This window comes from Ferrimicrobium sp. (assembly GCA_022690815.1).
Taxonomy (GTDB): domain Bacteria; phylum Actinomycetota; class Acidimicrobiia; order Acidimicrobiales; family Acidimicrobiaceae; genus Ferrimicrobium.
The window spans coordinates 1-19,923 of record JALCZJ010000004.1 but is presented as its reverse complement, the minus strand read 5'-3'; the positions used below and the strand labels follow the sequence as shown (position 1 = coordinate 19,923).

Here is a 19,923-nt window from a genome sequence, read left to right as displayed (position 1 = left end):
ACCATTCCCCTGCAGGGTGCGCTACACAAGATGGCCGATTTTGCGTGGTTGGCACCTCGCACGCTCGACACGTTAGCCACCCACCCCATCGACGTTTGATTCCCATGTTCGTCACTCATCCATGCGCGCCCACACACCACCAGAGAGAAGCACACGAGAACGTCAGGCATCGGTGTTGAGATACGATGCCTGGAACCACCTCTTCGTGATCGGTCAACGATACCGACGCTATCCATCGCGATGTTCTTGGTCGCGACGGCGTTCGTCACGACGTTGATGGGCAATTCGCAACGCTGTGGTCGGCAGGTTGCAAGGTCAGATCATCTGCGTATGCGATGCCGACAGACAAAATTGGCGAAGGGCCACAAGGTCAAGCCAAACCGAGCGCCTCGGTCACCGCCGTGCGTGCCGTGGATGCATCCTCCGCCCCCAGGGCACGACGACTCAGCCTCTTGGCCGTCGTCAAGGAGACCCCATCAAGCATCTCACGCACTGAACCAAGCGCTACCGGCGTCATCGACAGGCTGGTCACACCCAGTCCCGCCAGAACGACGGCGAGCAACGGATCGCTGGCTGCCTCACCACAGACTGAGATCGGAACCTTGGTGCGAGCACCCGCACGACTCACCGAGTGAATGAGACGCAGCACGACCGGACTCCACGGGTTGAGGAGTTGTCCGAGCGTCGGAGCGTTCCGGTCGGCCCCCATCAGGTACTGCACGAGGTCGTTGGTGCCGATCGAAGCAAAATCCACGAGCGTTACCGCCGAGGCAAAATCGAGTGCCAGCGCTGGCACCTCGATCATGACCCCCGCCTTGGGTAGTGCAACCGCCCTCGCCATCGCGACAAACGCCATTACCTCCGCTACGGTCGAGATCATCGGTGCCATCACGCGAAGATCCACCTTGTCAATCTCCTCACTGGCCAGCGCCAATGCCTCAAGCTGGCGCTCCAAGAGGCCAGGCAACACCCCAGCCAACCGGAAGCCACGGACGCCGAGCGCCGGGTTCTCTTCCGCTGCGCGATCGACAAAGCTCAATGGCTTGTCTGATCCAACGTCAAGGGTGCGCACGATTACTGGGTAACCAGATCCCTCGAACGGACTGGCTATCGCCCGATACGCCGATGCCTGTTCCATAACGTCTGGCTCGGCATCGCGCGAGGCGAAGAGGAACTCCGTTCGGACCAAACCAACACCACTCGCCCCAAGGGTACTCGCTTCGGTCGCATCCGCAACCGAACCGACGTTGGCGAGTAGCTGTACGGCCCCGGTTGCCAGTATCGAGCGCGCGCGCATTGCACGCGGCTTCGTGCCCTGACCCTGGCGTTCGGGTGAGCCCAGCTGTGTCGACACTCGGCCCCGCACAGGATCGAGCTCAACCCTAAGACCTTCGGCGATGTCAGAGGCCCCTCCACAGCCCATCAGCGCCGCAATATCGAGCGAGCGCAGGATGAGGGCCGCATGACCCGTGGGGCCGCCGTACTTAACGACGACGCCCCTGACCGAGTGGGGATCCAAGCGTGCGGCATCCGCTGCAGCCAACGAGTCGAACACCAGAATCAAGCCATCACCAGTCATCTCATCCGCTTGCCCCGACGAGGCAGCAGGCAACGTCTCGAAGATGACGTCACAAGCCCTGGCACCGATCTCGTTGATATCGTCAGCCCGCTCGCCGATGTAACCACCTACAGCGCGCAGCTCTTCGGCGAGCGTCGCAAAGGCACCAACTACGTCGATGCGGCGCACAACGATCCCAGCTTCGCCAACTTTAGCTTCGACAAGTTGTGGCGTGAGGATGGCTATCAGCCGGTCGACAAGTGTCGGGTCCTCTGCCATCATCGCCTGCGCGCCGAGAATCTCACCCACCTCGGGGGATGTCACCGACTGTAACTGGACGAGATCGCGGGCCGTCTCGGTGAGGGCGCTCTCGAGACGCTGGCGGAGGGCCTCGGAGTCTCCGAGGACGAGCGACTCCGTCGGATCTCCAGGCCCCGACACCCGGCCTTGTCGCGCTTTTGCTTGGTCATCATCTGCTTGCATCGTCCCCTCGTGACCAGTCTCGCCTGAGCGGGCCCCAGAGCTGCTGCGCGCCACTCGGTGGACGGTGCCCTGTACCGTGCGCGTGCCAACACCAAAGCCAACCCATTCACGGGCCCCCTGCAGTTCGCTAGCTTTAGTCACCGAATCGACGTGGTGCTCACCGTCAGCCAAGCTTGCGAACCTCCCAAGCATGCTTGCCAGCCCCGATGACTTCGCTCAGCGAGGACCCCATCGCAACCGCCATCGCACAGGCGATCGCTCCTTCAACCATCGGCGCATCGATAATCTGCACTCGATCGCCAAGATCGCCAAGATCGATGGCCGCACTGGCGGCGAGGAAGGATGATCCAACGTCCCCGATCAGGCCGATCGCGTCCACCCCTTTGAGCTGATCTAGCCCTTCGAGCACCATCGCGGCGTTGACCCCAAGCCCCTGTGCCGAGGCATCGACATCGCCACCGACGGCCACGAGCGCCAACTCATCGCCGGCCAGCGCCTGGACCAACTCGACAACACCGAGCGCGAGTCGCTTGGAATGTGAAACGATGAGAAGCCCAATCGTCATGCACTGACCGTCGCTTGCGACTCGAGTAGCGCCTGAAACCACAAGGCCGAGGAGCGAGACCCTGGATCGACATGACCAACACTACGCTCGCCGAGGTAGGCGGCCCTCCCGCGTTTGGCGACCAAGGCACTGGTGGCATCCGAGGCTTGACGCGCCTGTTCTAGGGCCTGTGTAAGCGCTGTCTGATCCTCGGCCGAGGAGGCCACCAACCCCTCGGTAACCGGAATGAACACGTCCATCATCGTCTTGTCTCCAACCACCGCTCCCCCACGCGTCGCGAGTGCTGCAACAAAGTCAGCGAGCGCCTGGACAAAACCGGCCCACGAGACCTCGGACTCGTCAGGCAAGGATGCCCCAAATTTGAGCATCGCCGACCCCCAAAGCGCTCCCGAGGCTCCACCAACGGTGCTCATCAGCGTCATCCCCACGAGCTTGGCATCCGAGCGCAGACCTCCCTCGGGGCTAGCATCAAATGCATCCACGACCTTAGCCAATCCGCGATCCATGTTTGAGCCATGGTCTCCATCGCCGATGGCGGCATCCAGGTCGTTGAGCTCACCTCTATGTTCGTGAACCAGTGCCGCAAAGCGACGCCAGAGCTGGCGAAATGTGGTGTCATCCATGTAAGGCATGTTAGTGCCCGACGATGCGCAACGCCGGGGTGTCAGCTCGAGCTTTGAGTCGCCTCGCCCGCTCCTCGTCGAGGCGCAGCAACGTCAGCGACGCCCCCGCCATCTCCAGCGAGGTCATGAACTCACCCATCAGTACCCGCTCCAAGACCAACCCTCCATCTCGAGCCAGTTGACCCAGATGCGCCGTCATGATCGCGAGCTCAAGCTGCGGTGTCGCGCCCATCGAGTTGACCATCGCAGCGATCGGTTCACCGCTGGTGAGCGAAAGTTCGTCGACGAGCCGGTGAAAGAGACGAGCAGTGACGTCCTTGGCACCCATCATCGGCACCCGCTCGATACCAGGCTCACCGTGGATCCCGATACCCATCTCCATCTCCTGATCACCGAGTTCGAAGGTCGGCTTACCGTTGGCTGGCACCGTGCACGAGGTCAAGGCAAACCCCATGGAGGCGACGTTGGCGACGACAGCATCTCCAACCGCCTTAACCGAGGCCAAGTCAAGACCCTCTTCGGCTGCAGCTCCGGCGATCTTGTGTACAAAGACGGTGCCAGCGATACCGCGTCGACCGGTGGTATAGAGCGAATCCTGGACAGCGACGTCATCGTTGACCAGCACGACCTCGGTACGGATACCGTCGGCATCCGCCAACTCCCGGGCGATGTCGAAATTCATAACGTCCCCGGTGTAGTTCTTCACCACCAACAGCACCCCCGCACCATGGTCAGCTGCCTTGATGCCGGCATAGACCTGATCGGGAGTCGGGGAGGTGAAGACCTCCCCGGCCACCGCGGCGTCGAGCATCCCAAAGCCGACATAGCCACCATGTGCCGGCTCGTGTCCCGACCCGCCACCAGAGACGATGCCGACCTTCCCAGCTTCCTTTGGATTCGCGCGCGCAAGAACCGAGGTCTGAGCCACGCGCACCAGGTACTCCGGATAGGCGACCACCATACCATCGAGGGCCTGATCGACGACCGTCTCTACTGCGTCAATGATCTTCTTCATCGGTTCATCCTCACTGTTCGGCCCAACGCTCGGAGCGCTCGACGGCGCGCTTCCAGCCAGCGACCAGCTCATCTCGGCGCACAGCGCTCATCGATGGGTAAAAGAGCGCATCGCGCTGCCAGACCTGGGTGAGTGGTTCAAAGCCATCCCAGACACCGACGGCAAGACCGGCCAGGAAGGCAGCACCCATCGCTGTTGTCTCGGTCACCTTGGGCCGTTCGACTCTTGTACCAATAATATCAGCCTGGAACTGGGCCAAGAAGCTGTTGTTGATGGCTCCCCCATCGACGCGCAGCACGTCGACGGCCTGTCCTGAGTCCGAGCGCATCGCTTCGAGGACATCTCGCGACTGATACGCGATCGACTCAAGCGCCGCTCTGGCGATGTGGGCTCGATTCGAGCCTCTGGTCAACCCTACGATGGTGCCTCGCGCATAACTGTCCCACCACGGAGCCCCGAGTCCGACAAAAGCCGGCACCAGATAGACCCCGCCGGTATCGGGCACCGACAGTGCTAACGTCTCGGTCTCCTCGGCCTTGGTGATCAACCCGAGCTCATCACGGAGCCACTGGACCACTGCCCCGGTAATGAAGATCGAACCCTCAAGGGCGTAGGTCACCTTGTGATCGATCCCCCAGGCCAGTGTTGTGACCAATCCATTGTCGGACGCGACCGCCTCAGAGCCGGTGTTCATCAAGAGAAACGAGCCGGTCCCATAGGTATTTTTCGCCGAACCAGGCGTATAACAGCCCTGTCCAAAGAGGGCAGCTTGCTGATCACCGGCGATCCCCGCAATCGGGATGGTGCGGCCGAGCCAACTCGCATCGACCTCACCAAGGACACCTGAGGAGTCCACGACGGTGGGACACATCGAGCGCGGGATGTTCAACAGACCCAGCAACTCGTCATCCCACTCGAGATCCCGGATGTTATAGATCATGGTCCTCGAGGCGTTCGAGTAGTCGGTGACATGGAGCTCATTGTGGGTCAACTTGTTGATCAACCACGAGTCGATCGTCCCAAAGACGAGGTCACCACGCTCAGCCTGTTCACGAGCACCAGGGACGTTGTCCAAGATCCAGGCGACCTTAGTGCCGGAGAAGTACGCGTCGATCACCAACCCCGTCTTGGCCCGCACCATGTCAGTGTGGCCAGCCTCACGGAGACGGTCACACATCCCAGCGGTTCGACGACACTGCCACACGATGGCGCTATAGACCGCCTGCCCGGTATGCCGATTCCAGACCACCGTCGTCTCCCGTTGGTTGGTGATTCCAACGGCGGCGATGTCGGCCACGTTGATGCCTGCCGTCTTAACACAGCTCTGGATCGCCTGCCATTCGCTCTGCCAGATCTCCTCTGGATCGTGTTCAACCCAACCGGGCTGGGGGTAGATCTGTCGAAACTCCTGCTGTCCAATCGCCACCGGCAATCCGGCATCGTTAAACAGTATCGCTCGCGACGATGTCGTGCCCTGATCGAGGGCGAGAATGTACTTAGTCACTGGTGACCATCCCTTCTTCCAACTCGTCCGTGGCAGTCTCTTGGGCCACCTCAGCCGGATGCTTTGCTCGATAATCAAGTGTCATTTCGATAAATATCTTGTAGATACCAACGGCGATCGCGGCTCCAATGAGCGGTCCAACGATTGGGATCCACCAATAGCCTCCTTGCCCTGGACCCGGGAAGGCGTTCTTGCCCCAGCCAAAGAGCCAGGTCATGAGGCGAGGACCGAAGTCACGGGCCGGATTGATTGCATAGCCGGCATCGGTACCAAAGGAAAGCCCGATAGCCAAGACTGCGAGCCCAACGATAAAGGGGCCAAGATTCGAAATTGGAGCCATGTTTCTTGCATCATTGATCGCCAAAATGAACAGCAAAAGAAAAGCTGTACCGATGATCTGGTCAACGATGGGTCCAACCCAGCTGCCGTGAAAGTACGAGGCTGGGAACGTGGCGAAGATCGAAAACGTCGTCAATCCCCCACTGGAGCCGCGCGACACCACATGATGGACCAGGTTGTACTGATCGATCGCCTTGTAGTAGTCCGCATAGACGATGAGAGCCCCACTGAAGGCACCGAGCACTTGGGCAATCCAATAGGGCAACACCTTCTTCCAGGGAAGGTTTCCTTTGATCGCTTGAGCAAAGGTGACGGCTGGGTTCAGATGAGCCCCAGAGACACCTCCCGCTACATAGACGCCCATCACCACGGCGATCGCCCAGCCCCAGCCGATGAGCATCCAGCCACCAGCTCCTTGAAAGATAACCACGGTTCGACCAGACATCGTCAGGCCGACGACGGCAACCGCCACCGACCCGGTCCCGAAAGCGAGCAACACCAGGGTCCCTAAGTACTCCGAGAGCAGCTCCCCCCAGGCTGTTGCACGCCATCCGGTCTTACCGTAACGCACCTTTGTAGCCATTCTTTCCCTCCTTCGGCCGCCAAAGCGTCCGCTATCAAAGGCAAGCGAAAACAGCAAAAAACCCAAGCCCTCACCAAGGACTTGGGTTCTCTCTTTCTCTCACCCACCACCGATATTACACCTTTCCAACAAGGGGCGTACATTAGATACCAATATTTTTGAAACACTTGGCTATGGTTCCCACCGAATCACAATGCTTTCGCCTTGGAGCGAGTTCCGGGGACAATATCTGACACAATCGATGACAGAGCCTTGCAGCCTCTGGGCATCGGTTACGAGTGCAGCTCATGCAATCTGCGCATATTACCAATGCACCAAACGAGCTTGGTCACTACTTTCGTGTCCCTTGGCATACGCTCAAACAGCATCGTAACCAGCGAATTGCCATCCGATCAGCGTCGTGTCCTTCTCCCGACGAGGATCTTGTATCGAGAATATCAACACCGCCATGATCTTGAGTCCGACCAGATATAGATCGTTGACAGATCGTGTAATTCCAATATTAGAACTCCTCTAATATTGGACTCGAACAAACTCATCAATCATCGACATCATCGGTCACTTCCAATAGATCACCAAGCGTCTCAAGTACCGGACCAGCCTCATCGCTGAGCTCAACGACGACAACGTCTCCCTGGTCGATGCCGAGCGCCAGGATCTCCAGGATGCTTTGCACGTTTGCCGAACGATCGCCCTTAGCGATGGTACCGACCACCCCAGCCCCATGCATCGCCTTGACCAAACGTGCCGCCGGCCGGGCATGAAGTCCCGAGGGATCGATGACCCGTAATCGACATTGTTGCATGAACCCTCCCTACTAACCCAATCCCTGCGCCTCAGCGAGGAGGCGGATGGTACTCGTCGACACCCCTAAGGCCCCAGCCTTGTGCGCCGCCACCACCTGGCCCATCTGGGTGATCAACCCACCTGCGATCAATGGCACGTCAATCGCGTCTGCAACCCGTGTGATCTGCTCAGGCAGGACTCCCGGTAGGACCTCAACCGCATCGGGCTCGGTTCTAGCGACGTTGCGCAGGCCAGACTCAACCGATGAGGAATCCAGCAGAAAGATCCGCTCGATGGTGAGCAGGCCAGCCTTCTTGGCCGCTATCGCCGCCGACGGATGGGTGGTGATGATCCCGGCTGGGTGTCCAAGACTCGCCAGCAACGCAATGCCTTGGGTGTCATTGGTGATGCCACGTAACATGTCGACATGGACAAAGACACAAAACCCTCGCTCGCTCAACAACTTGGAGGCACCGAGCACCTCTCTGCCATTCCCGCCTAAGAGAAAAACCCAGGTCGGCTCCATGTCGGAGACCACCGTGAGCACATCAGCAGGGTCCCGGGCAGCAAAGATCACCTTCGGAATCATGTCCGGCGAGATCATCTGCGGTTGAGCGTTCACCTGAGCACCGCTGCGTGCTCGAGCTGGGCTGCCATCCACCGTGCCGGATGGAGGGTGCGGTGACCGGTGAGCTCTTCCAAGTGAATTGCACAGGTGCCACTATCGGTCAAGATGATACCCGGTCCATCGATAACCTCGTTGGCCCGTCTTCCCAGCGCCTTCGCGACCTCGGTATGCTCGGATTTAAACGCATAGGAGCCAGCGGCGCCACAGCAGTTGATCTCAAGAATCCGAGGCATCTGCTCGCTCGCCCGTTCGATCAGCGACATTAGTGAACCCTCCCCACGCGCCACCTTTGAACGGCAGGTGGCATGGGTGTAGAGTACCTCGTCTTGATGATTGGCGCGCAACTGGGAAAAGAATCCAGGACTGGCGTGGTCGAGGACAAACTCCACAAAGGGAACGATAGGGGTCGCTAGCTCCAGCCTGAAGTAGCGAGGCCACTCGATGCGCAGGGTATCGTCACAGGTGGCGTTCAAGGTCACGATTGCCTCAAGGTGTGCAGCTCCACGCCGTAGTGCCCGGTAGGTGACGTTGGCTGTCCGCTCGGCCTCGCCGAGCAGGCCTGAGGCATACGCTGCCGCCCCGCAACAATGACTCGCCGCCGGCAAAGCAACCGGTGCAAAGCCCAGACGTTCGAGCACTGCCATTGCGCCGGTGAGCGTCTCTGAATCAAAGCCACGGGTGAAACAATCGACGAAGATGCCTACCCTTGGCTTGTTCTTATCTGGCCGCACCTTGCGCTGCCGATAGGACCGCTTGATCGGCGATGGAGATGGCCACTGTGTCGTGGCGCTGACGCCGAACGGGACACCAAGTGGCTTTGGCAACTTGACGAGTCCAGGCGCCATGGCCAACCACTGGGGATGGGTCAACAGGTAATCTCTTAACATCAGTCGGGTCGACTTTGGGGCGTGTTGCTTGTGCTCGGCGATCAAATGCGCAATTGGCACCCCGACCGGGCAGGCATCCTCACACAGCTGGCAAAACGTGCAGTCGTTGACGTGGGCCATCGCCGCATCGTCACCAGCCTGAAACCGTCGATACCAGTCGGGGCCAAGGGCTTTTGGACCAGGAAACTGCTGATCGACTCGGTAGACCGGACAGGCCGTCACACAAATCGCACACTTGATACAGGCATCCTCAAAGTCAAAGCGCTTCACGGGTACCCTCCTCGATCATTCCAAGGGCCATCCGGACCGATCCAACCACCATGGCTCCGCCATTATGATCCCGATTCGGATTCCAGCCTCCAAGCGCTCGCCCGATCGCAAGCACGCGACCGCTACCAAGACAGTCGATCTCGTCGTGCCCGACCCGATCGAGATCGTTGATGCTGTGCATCTGGCCGATCTCGCGGTTGACGAGCTCGTCGATGATCGCGCCATCGACGGTTACTCGGGCCCCACCGCCAAGCACCCCACCGGTTGCGAGCAGCACATAATCGCCGCCAAAGCTCCTGCCATCAGCGGTCGTCACCGTCGCGGTTGGCGTGACCTTGACGACATGGCCACTGATAAAATGCACGCCATCTCGGCGGAGCGACTGCTCCCAACGATCCCGAATTCGTACACCACCCACGCTCGGGGACAGGAGCGGGAACTCCCTGATCGGGCGCCCTACCTCCTCAGAGAGACGGCCAAGCAGGTAGGTCGTCCGCTCGAGTCCGACGATCTGTGGCACGATCACCCCCAGATCACGGGCACAAGAGCGAAGACCCTTGATCAACTCTTGGCGCAGCCAAGTGAGGCCTGCATCGGCATCAAGATAGCTTGCAAATCGGATCGCGCCCCAGCTCTCGTCCCACCCCGATGGACGAGCAAGCCGGACCTCGATGGCCTGGCGTCCAGTCTGGGCACGGTAATTGGCCGCCTGAGCCTCGACGATCGAATCAGCGAGCCCATCCACCCCGACGATGATCAGATCCTCGGGTTCGAGGCTCGCATACTGCCAGCTTGGCACCAGAAACGTTGGACGAAGATTGCCCGTTGCCGTTACCGTGCGTGCCACCACCTTCTCATCAAAACGTTCAAGAGCAACACCAAAGTTAGCAAACAGCCCTACCACGTCACCAAAGGCGCCCAACCAGTCGGTCAGAGAACGCTGGATCGGGAACGTCTCGAAGGCACCTGGTGTCGTTGTAAAGCTGAAATCGCCCGACCACATCGCGAGCGTTCCTTGTCCATCAGCGATAATAGTGACCTCATAACCACGCTGGCGCAACAGGCTGGCGCCAAGGAGGCCGGCGGGGCCGCGTCCAATGACGATTGCGCTCGCCGTCATCGAAGCTCCTCTCCAAGTGCCTGAGTGGCACTCGCCTGCTCCAACGCGATCAGACGAGCGTTCGAGCCCCAACCCACGACATCAAGACCATGTTCACGCTCACGTCGCAGCGCCAAGAGCTCCTCGGTAAAACTCGCTGGAGAACGTCGACCCAACACCCGATGGGCACAGAAGGTGCCCTGACACGGCCCCATTGAGAACCAGGTAGCAAAGCGTTCCTGGGTTTGAGAGCCCGTGGCTGACCCTAAGTCCGCCTCGTAGACCTGTTCGCACTCGCACAGGAGAACACCTCGTTCTTGGGGATCGCGACGCTGGCTAGCCGTTGCCTGCTTCTCACGGATCGGCGTCACGCGACTTTGCGCGGGCGCATCCACCTGCATAGTCTTGACCAGCTGGTCACCCAGCGTCTCTCCCATCAACCGAAACGTGGTCCACTTGCCACCGAGCACCGAGAAGGCACCCACCAGTCCATCGCTATCCCCGTGATCGAGAACGGCAAAATCCCGAGAGACCGTCCGTGAATCCCCGGTGAGACCCGAGGGCTCGTACAGCGGTCGAACCCCGTTGAAGCCACGTAACACCCGCCAATGTTCCAGATCGGGGATTAACTCGCGACCGAGCCCCATCAATCGAATCGCCTCGCTCCGATCAGGCTCGGGCGCCTCCGGTTCGGGCTGGGCAACATCAGTGGTACCGAGGATCACCACCTCCTGGTGTGGCACGAAGATGTCACCATCGCTTGGAGACTTCAATCGGTTGACAACCACGTCAAGTCGCCGGTTTGCAAAGATCAACATCAGTCCATACGACGGTTGGACCTTGATATCGAGTCCCCAATCGCGTGCGACAAGACCTGCCCATGGGCCAGCGGTGTTGACTACCGCATCACAGTCAAGTACCCGACTCCCGTCACGACCCTCAACCTTGACACCGGTGACCCGTCCACCAGCCACACGGAGGCCGATGGCCCGGGTATGGTCACGCAGGCTTGACCCTCTTGATTCCAGCGCATCTACCAGTGTCGCCAGCATCTTGAACCCCTCGAGTACGCCATCGGGAACCCAGTAGGCTCGCTCGACATCCGGCGCCAGCATTGGTAGCTCCTGTCGCAGTTGCTTCAAATCTGCGGCATGGATCGGCACCTCGAGCTCATCAGCTTGATCTAACCAACGCTGCTCAAAACCATCGTCGTCACCATACTTCTTGACGAAGTACCCCCCAGTTGGGACGACCGCATCGGGTGCGAGTTGGCGCAGGAGCTGGTTCTCTAGGTAGCACTCCTTGGCCGCGTTTGGATCGGTCACGAGGTAGCGCCCACCGCTGTGCAGGAGTCCATGAAACCGGCCCGAGGTTCCTGATCCGATCTCGTTCGCCTCGAGAACGACGACCTCAATGCCGCGCAGCGTCAGATCCCAAGCAACACCGAGCCCGGTTGCACCAGCTCCAATGACCACCACCTTCATCTCTGCTCCCCTCCATGATCGCTACCAGGAGAAAACACAAAAAGCCCGACAGCAGATGCTGTCGGGCTCTCAATAATCTTACGCCACGCCTAGCAGTCAACAACGACTAGACCTCATCCTAAGCCATCGCGACACGCGTGTCAACACCGCAATTCATCACCTTTCGCAAGGAGTGGATTCATTGGATCCAATGCTGAGCGCTATTGGCGAATGCTGCCCTCAAACCGACGCTCCCACGCCTCATGACGTTTCTTCGCGTCTCGCAAGAACGGTGAGTATGCGATAGCCTTCAGCAAGGCATCATTGGCAACCTTGGCGGCACCAGACAACGGACGCACGACATCAAGGAACAAGACAGCCCGCAGCTCCGTCGAGTCATTCCAGGCGCTGTGCTGATAGCCATCATCAAAGAGCAAACTCTTGCCCTCCTCCCAGTGCCGGGTTTCGCCTCCAACCTCGATGCCACAGAGATCGTTGGGCTCGGGCACCCGCAAGCCCAGATGGTAACGCAACACACCCCGATATGGGCCACGATGTGGCGGTAGGTGCTTGCCAGGGCTCAAGATCGAGAAAAACGCCGTCGTCAACCCTGGGACCTGCTCGAGTAGTGCTGCCGTCTTCGGGCAGCGCTTCCAGTTCGCTTCGGAGCGATACCCATATCCCATAAAGAACACGGTCTTCCACTGATCGTCGTCCGAGATCGAAGCAACATCACGCGAGATGTCCTGGAAGTTCGGTAGGTCATCACGACGTCCAAGTAGCTCATCGAGCTCCTCGCGCATGTCCTTCCACCCGTTCTCAAGCGTCTGGGTCCACGGGAAAATAGCCGGGTCCATGAACGGTGTGGTCGGCACAACCGACGACTGAAGCAGCCAACCCTCGAGGCCAAAGATCGCAGCCTCACCTCCGTTGAGTGCCGCTTCGCGGAGATCCTCTCGTACCTGCTTGAGATCGGTTCCAGCCGATCGAAGGTTGTCGCGTGCCTCCTGTAACGCCACCTGCCATGTTTTGGTCATGATGTCTCCTCTCTTCGTCCGCAAGGGTAGCGGGCAACCGCTACGGTCTCACGTCTTTGACCATCAGCTTAACGCCAACACCGCCGGATCACTGATCATGATCGCGACACCACCAGCAACATAGGCCCCACACCAGCAGCTCGCCAACTCCCGACGAGCATCATTTTGTAACTGGGAGGATGCGTCGTCTGACCAACGATGTTGTCCGCGATCACCGAGCTCGCCACCATCTCATCGACCGCTGTCTGGTGCGTAGCAGGATCGAAACCACCGGCTGTTCTCATGTCCGCTCGACCTTAACCTCGGTCCCTTCGAACATCGCAGCGTACATGAGGGCTCACGAGCCAACCCGCACGAAGCCGAAGATGAGCACTCATCTACGATGATCGACCGCGGGTTAGCTCAGGATCAGTTTCACGAGCTTGCAAGAATCATGCGCGCCCGATCCCGCATTTTACGCCTCCAATTGATGTTCCAAGCCGCGAAGATGACATAGGCCACACCGAAGTAGATCAGGTCACCAGCGGGTTTTAGAAGGTACTCCCCGACAAGCAACACCACGACAATCGCGAAAATAATAGGAGTTGGGTCCCACTGGGTAACCGTCGCCTGTGCGACCTCAACCACGACGCTCGCAAGATATGGATCCGATGGCACCGTGCCCGCCCGAAGGTGACCGTAGGCTTCCCGCTGTTGTTCACGATATGGGAGAGCCGATCGCAAAATCATCAACCCAGTGTGCTGACGCCGTTTACGCCATACGACAAAGCTCACAACCAATCCTGCGGCCGCCACCAGCACCAGCACCAGCCCTATCACCTTTGAGATTTCACCCACGTTCACCTCCACCCGCGCCTAAAGCGTCAGTCTAGCGCTTGGCCACCCCGGAGTTCGGGATCACCATACACGCCTTCTTAGACCAGCGAAGGACCGTTGAGGTATCGTTCAGTCAACCCACGAAGTTCCACGTTGAGCTCATCTGAGACGCGGTAGTCAAGTGCCGCCAGCGAGTCATCCAGCTGGGACACCTTTGATGCCCCAATGATCGGCGAAGTAATCCCCGCTTGTCGTATGACCCAGGCAACTGACAAGGTCACAAGGCTGACGCCTTCTCGCTGAGCGATAGCCTTGAGCTGCTCCACGGTGGCAAACAACTCCTCATGCCAGTAGCGCTCGCGATACAGTTCACTCGCCGGAGTCGAGTTAAACCTAGTTCCCTCTGGTGGTGCGGCCTTTGGGTTGTGCTTGCCAGACAACAGGCCCCCAGCGATCGGATTGTAGGGGATCACGCCGATCCCATCTTCGTTCGCGAGATCGAGAAGATCCCGCTCGATCACCCGATACAGCAGGTTATACCGCGGCTGAGCTGATGAGAACCGCTCCCACCCATGACCCTCTGCCATCGCATTGGCTTTGGCCAACCGGTACGCTGGGTAGTTTGAACACCCGACATAGCGGACTTTACCCATATGGACCAGATCAGTCAGAGCACCCATGGTCTCCTCAACCGGGGTATCAGGGTCAAAGCGATGGAGCTGGTAGAGGTCGATGTAATCGGTCCTAAGCCGGCGCAGGGATGCATCAACAGCATCGAAAATATGCTTACGAGAATTCCCCTGATGAAACGGCTCCTTTGCCGTAGCACCAAAACACTTGGTGGCGAGAATAACCTTGTCACGCTTGCCCTTGAGCCAACGGCCAACGATCTCTTCGGTGGTTCCTGCTAGCTGCACACCTCCCCCAAGTGGGTATACGTCAGCGGTGTCAACGAAATAGACTCCGGCATCGAAGGCTCGATTGAGGATCGGGATCGAATCCTCCTCTGTGGTTTGCAAGCCAAACGTCATCGTCCCAAGGCACAACCGCGAGACCTTGAGACCTGTGTTACCTAGCCGAACTACCTCACTACCCATTGCGACTCAAACCGCCTCTCCCACTCTCGTATAACCCCTGTCATTGGCTGCTGGGGGTTTGGACATTGCCACTGCTGGCCTGACCTAACCTTGACCCTACCATGCATACCCGCCATCCTCAAGCGAGCAAGCATGTACCTATCGGGACCGCCACCGCAACAGCAGCTCACGCCGCCAACCCCTGTATGCTCAAGACAGCCAGACAACTCAAGGCTTGAACACCATCAGCCAGACCAGCACGATCAACAAGACCAGTGCCGCATCGTTGTAAATCCGACTCCATCGATCCCATAGAAGCCCTCGGAGTTCGGGCGACACCGGACCCCCACCGAGCTCCTTCGCCAACAAACGTGCCCTCTTCGGGATTGCCCCTCCAAGACCACCCAAAGCCAGAACCATCGCATAGATGACAATTGCGGCATCCACCCAACCGGTGCCGAAGCCGAAGTGTCCAACACCAACGAGCGCTATCCCACAGACACCCACCAGGGTTCCACCCGCAACGACAAGTAGCACCCCAATTGGCGCGAGTCCAAGGATCGTTGCTACCTCCAGGGCGGATCCCGCACGCCTTGCCCGGATCAACACGAGCCCGGCGAACACCACGCCGGCCACAAGGGTCATGGCACCAAGAATATGTCCCAAGAGTAAAACATGGAACAATAAGGTATGTCGTGCAGCTACCACCAACCGCCACCCAACTGTCGCATCCCGTAACCTCCTCAGCCTGCATTAACCACCATGTCGAAAACAAATGAGTATGCCCTGTCTAAACGACCTTAGACAACACGACCGCATCTGGCCAACGCTCCAGGATCCCCAACCTCAACACACGCCACCGACCTACCCCACGCTGCCGATCCCTCTACATACGAGCAGACAAACCTCGCTACCTCATCAATCAGCCAAGATCACCCCCCCGTAGCAGGCTAACCGGCACCCGAGAGATCGATATCGGCACGTGCACAACGCAGAATCGATCGCCACAGGCACGCAATACAATGGCTACCCCAGCATTGCAGCGCAATTGGGTCCTTGCACCATGCCAACCAGGAAGTCCAGCCAGCCCGCCCAACACAAAACAACCACAAGGCTCCACTATCCAAAGCGCGTCGCGATCAGCGAGAGGGGAGCATGTGGTCCATGAAATCAGGGCGCCATGCCACTAATGGCAAATCGAATCTAGGAAAGCGACACAGGCGCATCCCCACCATGACCACTCCGACCTTGCTCTTCGAAACCCCCAACCCCCCAAAACAGCACAACCCCCCTCACGTGGAGGGGGGTTGTGAAACGAGCGGCAGTGCCCTACTCTCCCAGGGGGCCTCCCCCCAAGTACCATCGGCGTAGGTGGGCTTAACTGGTCGTGTTCGGAATGGGAACGGGTGTCTCCCCACCGCTATTGCCACCGCTCGAAGCTTGCTAGCGATGCATGCAGAACTTGATTGAATCAAGCTTGCTTCATCTTGCCTGCTTGGGTCTTGTTTATGTCATGTTGCTCAACATTATGTTGCTCAATGCTGTGTTACCTAGTCACGTTGTTTGGCCAGCACACACGAGAAGGAAAGAGCGAGCACGGGTAACTCCAAGCCCTCGGCCGATTAGTACCGGTCGGCTGAACACATTGCTGTGCTTACACCTCCGGCCTATCAACGTGATCGTCTCTCACGGGCCTTACCAGGTTAACCCTGTGGGAAACCTCATCTTGAAAAGAGCTTCGCGCTTATATGCTTTCAGCGCTTATCCCTTCCGTAGGTCGCTAACCAGCCGTGCCCTTGGCAGGACAACTGGCACACGAGAGCTACGTCCGTCCCGGTCCTCTCGTACTAGGGACAGCCTTTCTCAGGTTTCCTACGGCTGCATCGGATAGGGACCGAACTGTCTCACGACGTTCTAAACCCAGCTCGCGTACCGCTTTAATGGGCGAACAGCCCAACCCTTGGGACCTACTTCAGCCCCAGGATGCGACGAGCCGACATCGAGGTGCCAAACCTTGCCGTCGATATGGACTCTTGGGCAAGATGAGCCTGTTATCCCCGGGGTACCTTTTATCCGTTGAGCGACGGCGCTTCCACACGCTACCGCCGGATCACTATGCCCTGCTTTCGCACCTGCTCGACTTGTGGGTCTCGCAGTCAAGCTCCCTTTTGCCATTGCACTCTAACGACTGATTGCCAACCAGTCTGAGGGAACCTTTGGGCGCCTCCGTTACTCTTTAGGAGGCGACCGCCCCAGTCAAACTGCCCACCTGACGCTGTTCCCGATCCGGATTCACGGACCATGGTTAGAGCTCCGGCACCGACAGGGTGGTATTTCAAGGACGCCTCCCGGGCAGCTAGCGCCACCCGTTCATAGGCTCCCACCTATCCTACACAATCGGAACCAAAACTCAACATCAAGCTACAGTAAAGGTCCACGGGGTCTTTCCGTCCTGATGCAGCTAACGAGCATCTTTACTCGTACTTCAATTTCGCCGGGTCTGTGGTTGAGACAGTGGGGAAGTCGTTACGCCATTCGTGCGGGTCGGAACTTACCCGACAAGGAATTTCGCTACCTTAGCACCGTTATAGTTACGGCGGCCGTTTACCGGGGCTTAGGTTCGAAGCTTCGCCCTAAAGGGCTAACCTCTCCCCGTAACCTTCCGGCACCGGGCAGGCGTCAGAGCGTATACGTCGTCTTAGCGACTTAGCACGCTCCTGTGTTTTTAGTAAACAGTCGCTTCCCCCGATTCTCTGCGACCCACTCGGGCATCAAGGGGGCAAGCCCCTCTCACCCTAACTGGGCCTTCCTTATCCCGAAGTTACGGAAGTAATTTGCCGAGTTCCTTAACCACAGTTCTCCCGATCGCCTTGGTATTCTCTACCTGCCTACCTGTGTCGGTTTGGGGTACGGGCGCTCTTACCACTCGCTAGAAGCTTTTCTCGGCAGCATGGGATCAATGACTTCACCTAAAAGCGGTTCGGAATCACGTCTCAGGCTTTATGAGGTCCGGATTTACCTGGCCCTCGCCCTACACGCTTTCCCCAGGACAACCAACGCCTGGGATCATCTACCCTCCTGCGTCCCTCCATCACTCAAACGTGGTAGTAGCGGTACCGGAATATGAACCGGTTGTGCATCGACTACGCCTCTCGGCCTCGCCTTAGCTCCCGACTTACCCTGGGCGGATTAGCCTTGCCCAGGAACCCTTAGGCTTTCGGCGGAGGGGTTTCTCACCCCTCTCTCGCTACTCATGCCAGCATTCTCACTCGGACACGCTCCACGACCGCTTACGCTGATCGCTTCAGTGCATGCCCGACGCTCCCCTACCATATGGACACCAGAAATCTGGTTCCACATCCGCAGCTTCGGTGTCTGACTTAGCCCCGTTACATTGTCCGCGCAAAACCACTCGACCAGTGAGCTATTACGCACTCTTTAAAGGGTGGCTGCTTCTGAGCCAACCTCCTGGCTGTTTTTGCGGTTTCACATCGTTTTCCACTTAGTCAGAACTTAGGGACCTTAGCTGGCGGTCTGGGCTGTTTCCCTCTCGACCATGAAGCTCATCCCCCATGGTCTCACTGCCAGACTCTAGAGCATCGGCATTCGGAGTTTGATTGGGATCAGTAAGCCTGTGGGGCCCCATAGCCCATTCAGTGCTCTACCTCCGATGCTGAACATCTGACGCTGTACCTAAATACATTTCGGGGAGAACCAGCTATCACCGGGTTTGATTGGCCTTTCACCCCTATCCACAGGTCATCCCCTCTGTTTTCAACCAGAGTGGGTTCGGCCCTTCACGGGGTCTTACTCCCGCTTCAGCCTGCCCATGGATAGATCACCCGGCTTCGGGTCTACCGCAGGCAACTCATACGCCCTATTCAGACTCGCTTTCGCTTCGGCTCCCCCATACATAGGTTAACCTTGCCACCCACGGTAACTCGCTGGCTCATTCTTCAAAAGGCACGCCATCGCAGAACTTGTCTGCTTTGACTGCTTGTAAACCAACGGTTTCAGGTTCTCTTTCACTCCCCTCTCGGGGTACTTTTCACCTTTCCCTCACGGTACTAGTTCACTATCGGTCGCCTGAGGAGTACTTAGCCTTACGAGGTGGTCCTCGCAGATTCACACGGGCTTTCCCAGATCCCGCGCTACTTGGGTGGCGATCGAAGGAGGTTGGGGGTTTTCGTCTACGGGGCCATTACCCTCTGTGGCGCAGCGTTCCAGACTGCTTTGACTAACCGACCAACTTTGTAACTCCTCCTAGGCTCTGGCGAACCTAGATGATCACTCCCACTACCCCAAACCGGCAACGCCGCCAGGCTATCACACCGGTTCGGTTTGGGCTCTTCCCTTTTCGCTCGCCGCTACTTGGGGAGTCACTGTTGTTTTCCTTTCCTAAAGGGTACTGAGATGTTTCAATTCCCCTTGTTCCCTCCTCCTGCCCTATATATTCAGGCAGGGGTGACATCGCATTCACTGATGTCGGGTTTCCCCATTCGGAGATCCATGGATCGAAGCTTGGTAGACAGCTCCCCATGGCTTATCGCAGTCGCCTACGTCCTTCATCGGCTTCAGGCGCCAAGGCATCCACCGTTGGCTCTTAATAACTTGGAGTACTTATGTTGATTACTCGTGCTCGCTCTTTCATTCTCAAAGTGCGCGACCGTTGGTCACACTGTAGCTGAAGAGGGATGCCAGGCTTCGACACTTTCTTTGAGACTGCCTTGCCATCGGCACTGGATCCGTTGAGCGGAATTCGGTCAATCGTAACCATGTGCGATGGGTTGGCATGTGCTCCTTAGAAAGGAGGTGATCCAGCCGCACCTTCCGGTACGGCTACCTTGTTACGACTTCACCCCAATCACCGACCCCACCTTCGACGGCTCCCTCCATTACTGGTTGGGCCACCGGCTTCGGGTGTTGCCGACTTTCGTGGTGTGACGGGCGGTGTGTACAAGGCCCGGGAACGTATTCACCCCGACGTGCTGATTCGGGATTACTAGCGACTCCGACTTCACGCAGTCGAGTTGCAGACTGCGATCCGAACTGAGACCGGCTTTATGGGATTGGCTCCCCCTCGCGGGTTGGCGACCCTTTGTACCGGCCATTGTAGCATGCGTGCAGCCCTGGATGTAAGGGGCATGATGACTTGACGTCGTCCCCACCTTCCTCCGAATTAACTCCGGCA

General features: G+C 58.4%; 16 protein-coding genes and 3 rRNA genes. All 19 read right to left on the bottom strand.

Annotated elements, in window-relative coordinates:
- Window positions 1–370 precede the first annotated feature (370 nt).
- Entirely contained in the window at window positions 371–2,212 is a 1,842-nt protein-coding gene (locus MP439_01950; GenBank protein ID MCI2974825.1) for a PEP-utilizing enzyme, read from the bottom strand.
- Window positions 2,205–2,606, bottom strand: a complete 402-nt coding sequence (locus MP439_01945) for a hypothetical protein (GenBank protein ID MCI2974824.1) — start codon at window positions 2,604–2,606, stop codon at window positions 2,205–2,207. Before MP439_01945 ends, MP439_01950 begins: the two co-directional genes overlap by 8 nt.
- Window positions 2,603–3,229: a dihydroxyacetone kinase subunit L gene (dhaL, locus tag MP439_01940; GenBank protein MCI2974823.1), complete on the bottom strand. Its 627-nt coding sequence runs from the start codon at window positions 3,227–3,229 to the stop codon at window positions 2,603–2,605. The genes MP439_01945 and dhaL overlap by 4 nt, the downstream gene beginning before the upstream one ends.
- 10 nt (window positions 3,230–3,239) lie before the next feature.
- Window positions 3,240–4,244: a dihydroxyacetone kinase subunit DhaK gene (gene dhaK / locus MP439_01935; GenBank protein ID MCI2974822.1), complete on the bottom strand. Its 1,005-nt coding sequence runs from the start codon at window positions 4,242–4,244 to the stop codon at window positions 3,240–3,242.
- 10 nt (window positions 4,245–4,254) lie between these two features.
- Window positions 4,255–5,748, bottom strand: coding sequence for a glycerol kinase GlpK (glpK, locus tag MP439_01930; protein MCI2974821.1), 1,494 nt, complete (start codon window positions 5,746–5,748; stop codon window positions 4,255–4,257).
- A complete protein-coding gene (locus MP439_01925) occupies window positions 5,741–6,670 on the bottom strand; it encodes an aquaporin family protein (protein MCI2974820.1) in 930 nt (309 codons plus the stop codon). The genes glpK and MP439_01925 overlap by 8 nt, the downstream gene beginning before the upstream one ends.
- Window positions 6,671–7,208: 538 nt before the next feature.
- Window positions 7,209–7,475, bottom strand: coding sequence for an HPr family phosphocarrier protein (locus tag MP439_01920; GenBank protein MCI2974819.1), 267 nt, complete (start codon window positions 7,473–7,475; stop codon window positions 7,209–7,211).
- Window positions 7,476–7,487: 12 nt separating this feature from the next.
- Window positions 7,488–8,060, bottom strand: coding sequence for a glycerol-3-phosphate responsive antiterminator (locus tag MP439_01915; protein ID MCI2974818.1), 573 nt, complete (start codon window positions 8,058–8,060; stop codon window positions 7,488–7,490).
- A gap of 14 nt (window positions 8,061–8,074) precedes the next feature.
- The gene (locus MP439_01910; protein ID MCI2974817.1) at window positions 8,075–9,241 is read right to left on the bottom strand and encodes a 4Fe-4S dicluster domain-containing protein; all 1,167 of its coding nucleotides are present in this window, start codon (window positions 9,239–9,241) and stop codon (window positions 8,075–8,077) included.
- Complete coding sequence (locus MP439_01905) at window positions 9,228–10,361, bottom strand: hypothetical protein (GenBank protein ID MCI2974816.1); 1,134 nt, start codon at window positions 10,359–10,361, stop codon at window positions 9,228–9,230. The genes MP439_01910 and MP439_01905 overlap by 14 nt, the downstream gene beginning before the upstream one ends.
- On the bottom strand, window positions 10,358–11,824 hold the full coding sequence (locus MP439_01900; protein ID MCI2974815.1) for an FAD-dependent oxidoreductase: 1,467 nt from the start codon (window positions 11,822–11,824) through the stop codon (window positions 10,358–10,360). The genes MP439_01905 and MP439_01900 overlap by 4 nt, the downstream gene beginning before the upstream one ends.
- Window positions 11,825–12,024: 200 nt before the next feature.
- The gene (locus MP439_01895) at window positions 12,025–12,840 is read right to left on the bottom strand and encodes an aspartyl/asparaginyl beta-hydroxylase domain-containing protein (GenBank protein MCI2974814.1); all 816 of its coding nucleotides are present in this window, start codon (window positions 12,838–12,840) and stop codon (window positions 12,025–12,027) included.
- Between the two features lie 95 nt (window positions 12,841–12,935).
- Window positions 12,936–13,124: a hypothetical protein gene (locus MP439_01890; GenBank protein ID MCI2974813.1), complete on the bottom strand. Its 189-nt coding sequence runs from the start codon at window positions 13,122–13,124 to the stop codon at window positions 12,936–12,938.
- A gap of 130 nt (window positions 13,125–13,254) precedes the next feature.
- Window positions 13,255–13,677 (bottom strand): hypothetical protein, encoded by a 423-nt coding sequence (locus MP439_01885; GenBank protein ID MCI2974812.1) that lies wholly within the window; start codon window positions 13,675–13,677, stop codon window positions 13,255–13,257.
- A gap of 77 nt (window positions 13,678–13,754) precedes the next feature.
- Window positions 13,755–14,675 carry an aldo/keto reductase gene (locus MP439_01880; GenBank protein ID MCI2974811.1) on the bottom strand — a complete coding sequence of 307 codons (921 nt, stop codon included), beginning with the start codon at window positions 14,673–14,675 and terminating at the stop codon, window positions 13,755–13,757.
- Window positions 14,676–14,960: 285 nt separating this feature from the next.
- Window positions 14,961–15,377 carry a hypothetical protein gene (locus MP439_01875; protein ID MCI2974810.1) on the bottom strand — a complete coding sequence of 139 codons (417 nt, stop codon included), beginning with the start codon at window positions 15,375–15,377 and terminating at the stop codon, window positions 14,961–14,963.
- Window positions 15,378–16,048: 671 nt separating this feature from the next.
- Window positions 16,049–16,166, bottom strand: a 5S ribosomal RNA gene (rrf, locus tag MP439_01870).
- Between the two features lie 168 nt (window positions 16,167–16,334).
- A 23S ribosomal RNA gene (locus MP439_01865) occupies window positions 16,335–19,349 on the bottom strand.
- A gap of 188 nt (window positions 19,350–19,537) precedes the next feature.
- A 16S ribosomal RNA gene (locus tag MP439_01860) occupies window positions 19,538–19,923 on the bottom strand; the annotation flags it as partial.